The organism is Nonomuraea rhizosphaerae, from assembly GCF_019396405.1.
GTDB classification, from domain to species: Bacteria; Actinomycetota; Actinomycetes; order Streptosporangiales; family Streptosporangiaceae; genus Nonomuraea; species Nonomuraea rhizosphaerae.
Genome location: NZ_JAHKRL010000292.1, coordinates 1 through 2730, shown reverse-complemented (window position 1 = coordinate 2730; position 2730 = coordinate 1). Strand labels below are relative to the sequence as shown.

The 2730-nt window shown below is 72.1% G+C and carries 4 protein-coding genes; all 4 read left to right on the top strand.

Annotation, left to right across the window (positions count from 1 at the left end; translation table 11 throughout):
• Window positions 1–521: anti-sigma factor (locus KME77_RS14865; protein ID WP_219467249.1), on the top strand; the 521-nt coding region annotated here is incomplete at its 5' end.
• Between the two features lie 179 nt (window positions 522–700).
• Window positions 701–1237 carry a DUF305 domain-containing protein gene (locus KME77_RS14860; protein WP_219467247.1) on the top strand — a complete coding sequence of 179 codons (537 nt, stop codon included), beginning with the start codon at window positions 701–703 and terminating at the stop codon, window positions 1235–1237.
• 5 nt (window positions 1238–1242) lie between these two features.
• Window positions 1243–1869, top strand: a complete 627-nt coding sequence (locus KME77_RS14855) for an MFS transporter (protein WP_219467244.1) — start codon at window positions 1243–1245, stop codon at window positions 1867–1869.
• Window positions 1870–1936: 67 nt separating this feature from the next.
• The gene (locus KME77_RS14850; RefSeq protein ID WP_219467241.1) at window positions 1937–2674 is read left to right on the top strand and encodes a YcnI family protein; all 738 of its coding nucleotides are present in this window, start codon (window positions 1937–1939) and stop codon (window positions 2672–2674) included.
• The last annotated feature ends 56 nt before the right edge of the window (window positions 2675–2730 follow it).

The following is a 2730-nucleotide window of genomic DNA, read 5'->3' as shown; positions in this document are numbered from 1 at the left end:
GTCAGGCCCCGCCCCCCGTCCGGGGCGCCCGCCCGCGCCGCCGCCGTGGCCCGCAGTGGCGGCCGTGGCTGGCGGTCGTGACCGCCGCCGCCTGCCTGGCGGCCGCCACGGTGTTCGGGGTGACCGCGCTGAACGCCCGCAGTGAGCTGAGCCGCGTACGGCAGACGGAGCGGGAGGTCGCCGCGGTGCTGACGGCGCCGGACTCGCGCATCGCCACCGCCTCGGCCCCGCAGGGCGGTCGCGGCACGGTCGTCGTGTCGCGGTCGCGGGGCAGCATGGTGTTCCTGGCGGCCGACCTGGCCGCGCTGCCGGAGGGGCGCGTGTACCAGCTCTGGCAGGTGGCGCCGGGCGGGATCCAGTCGGCCGGGCTGCTCGCCTCGGACACCGGGGGACGCACCGCGCCGGTGATCGCCGCGCCCGCGTCCGGGGTGGACCAGCTCGGGGTGACGGTCGAGCCGGAGGGCGGCTCGGAGCAGCCGACGACCAAGCCGTTGTTCCTGGTGAAGGTGCCTGCCGCCTGATTTTCCCGGACGGACCAATCCGCTTTCCGATCGGCTCCGAACACCTGCCGCGGCAGCATCGCCGAACGCGTCACCCTAGGCCATCACGTGGGTGACGCTTCGGTGTGCCGTATTTGAACTGTTATCCGATTTTTTGCGTATCTCCCCGTGACCCATCCCCCAGTGGACCAAGGGGAAGCATGCGTTGGAACACGATCGCCGGGGCGCTGCTGTGCGTGGCGCTGGCCGGCGGATGCGCCGCACAGGCCTCCGAAGGGCAGGCGGGACAGCCCGCCGAGGCCATGGCCGCCTACGACAAGGCGGACGTCACCTTCAGCAAGGAGATGATCGTCCATCACCGTCAGACCCTCCAGCTCGCCGCGTTGGTCCCCCAGCGGACGAACACCCAGTACGTACGCGACCTGAGCCAGAAGCTGGAGGCCAGTGAGAAGGCCGACATCGCGCAGATGTCGGAATGGCTGAAGTCCTGGCAGGTGGGCGTGCCCGCGCAGGAGAAGGAGGGCGTCGCCAAGCAGGTCGCCCAGCTCAGCTCCAAGACCGGCGCCGCCTTCGACAAGCTGTGGCTGGCGACGATCTCGGCGCACCTCGACCACGGCATCATGATGGCCACGGCCGCCCAGAGCGGCGGCAAGCACGGGCCCACGATCCAGATGGCGAGCCGCCTGGTCACCGAACAGACCGACCAGATCGCGGAGATCCGGGAGAAGCTGGCCTGACCTTGATGATCACCCAGGACTCGCCAACTGCCGGGCTGCCGTTGCGGCTCGCGCGGTCGGCCTCGTTCGCCGTCGTCTGCGTGGCGCTGGCCGCCACCGGGCACTGGATGGCGGGCGGCAGGGCTCCGGGCCCCGCCGAGCTGGCGGGCGCGGGCGGTGCCGTGATGGCCGCCGCCGCCGTGGTGGCGGGCAGGGAACGGTCCAGGGTATTGATCATCGGGCTGCTCGGCGCGGCGCAGGTCTGCCTGCACGTGCTGTTCGGCCTCGTGGAGCACAGCGGCACGACGATCACCGGCACGACGATCACCGGCACGACGATCACCGGTACGGCGGTCGCGCGGGTCGCGGCTCCCGACCTCCCCGTCGTGCACGGGGAGAGCACGTGGCCCGGGATGTTCCTGTGCCACGCCGTCGCCACGCTGCTGACCGCGTGGTGGCTGGCCGGCGGTGAGAGCGCCCTCTGGTCGCTGCTGCGCCGCCTCGCCGCACGGGCCGTGCCGATCCTCACGCCGGTCCCCTTCACGCCGCCGCCCGTGCCGGCCGCGGCTCCTGAACCGGGTCCCGACCGGCCGCGCGGGCGGGCGCTGCGGCATTCGGTCGTGCGTCGCGGTCCTCCACTTCCTGCCGCCTGACCTGCGAAGACGTGAGCACTTGGTGCCACGTCATGTCCGGCGTCCCCTGAAACGAAGTGGAGAATCCATGCTTTTGCGCCGAATCTGGACGACCGCCGTGGCGGCCCTGGCCGTTCTTGCCGGCCTCGCCCTGCCCGCGCTCGCGCACGTCACGATCAACCCCGGCAGCGCCGAGAAGGGCGGCTGGGCCAAGCTCGCCTTCCGGGTGCCGAACGAACGCGACGACGCCTCGACCACCAAACTCGTGGTCACCTTCCCCAAGGACCACCCGCTGCCGTTCGTCTCGGTCAAGCCCGTGCCCGGGTGGAAGGCCGAGCTGACCGAGGGCAAGCTGCCCCAGCCGATCGTCTCCGACGACGGGGACAAGGTCACCGAGTCCGTCCTCAAGGTCACCTGGTCCGGCGGCAAGATCGAACCCGGGCAGTTCCAGGAGTTCGAGGTGTCGGTCGGGCCGCTGCCCAAGGACGTCGACTCGATCGCCTTCCCGGCCGAGCAGACGTACTCGGGCGGCGAGGTCGTCAACTGGGCCGACGCGCCCAAGACCGACGGCACCGAGGCCGAGCACCCGGTGCCCACCCTGAAGCTGGTGGCGGCCGGCGGTGAGGGGCACGGCTCGATGTCCATGCCCGCCGCCCAGCCGAGTGCGGCGGTGGCGAAGCAGGTCAGCGTGGCGGTCGCTCCCTCTTCCTCTTCCTCCTCCTCCGACGGCACCGCGCGGATCATGGGCGTGGCGGGCATCGTGGTGGGGCTGGTGGGGGCGGCGATCGGGCTGCTGGGGTGGCGGCGGCGCCGTCCGGCGAGCTGACCCGGAGCCGGTCGGCTTTTGTCGCGGAGCCGGCCCGGCTCATTGCCGGGCCGGAC

What these genes read in the sequence shown, in the direction of transcription:
- KME77_RS14860 (WP_219467247.1), top strand. Translation starts at nt 701, where the DNA reads ATGCGTTGGAACACGATCGCCGGGGCGCTGCTGTGCGTGGCGCTGGCC.
- KME77_RS14855 (WP_219467244.1), top strand. Translation starts at nt 1,243, where the DNA reads ATGATCACCCAGGACTCGCCAACTGCCGGGCTGCCGTTGCGGCTCGCG.
- KME77_RS14850 (WP_219467241.1), top strand. Translation starts at nt 1,937, where the DNA reads ATGCTTTTGCGCCGAATCTGGACGACCGCCGTGGCGGCCCTGGCCGTT.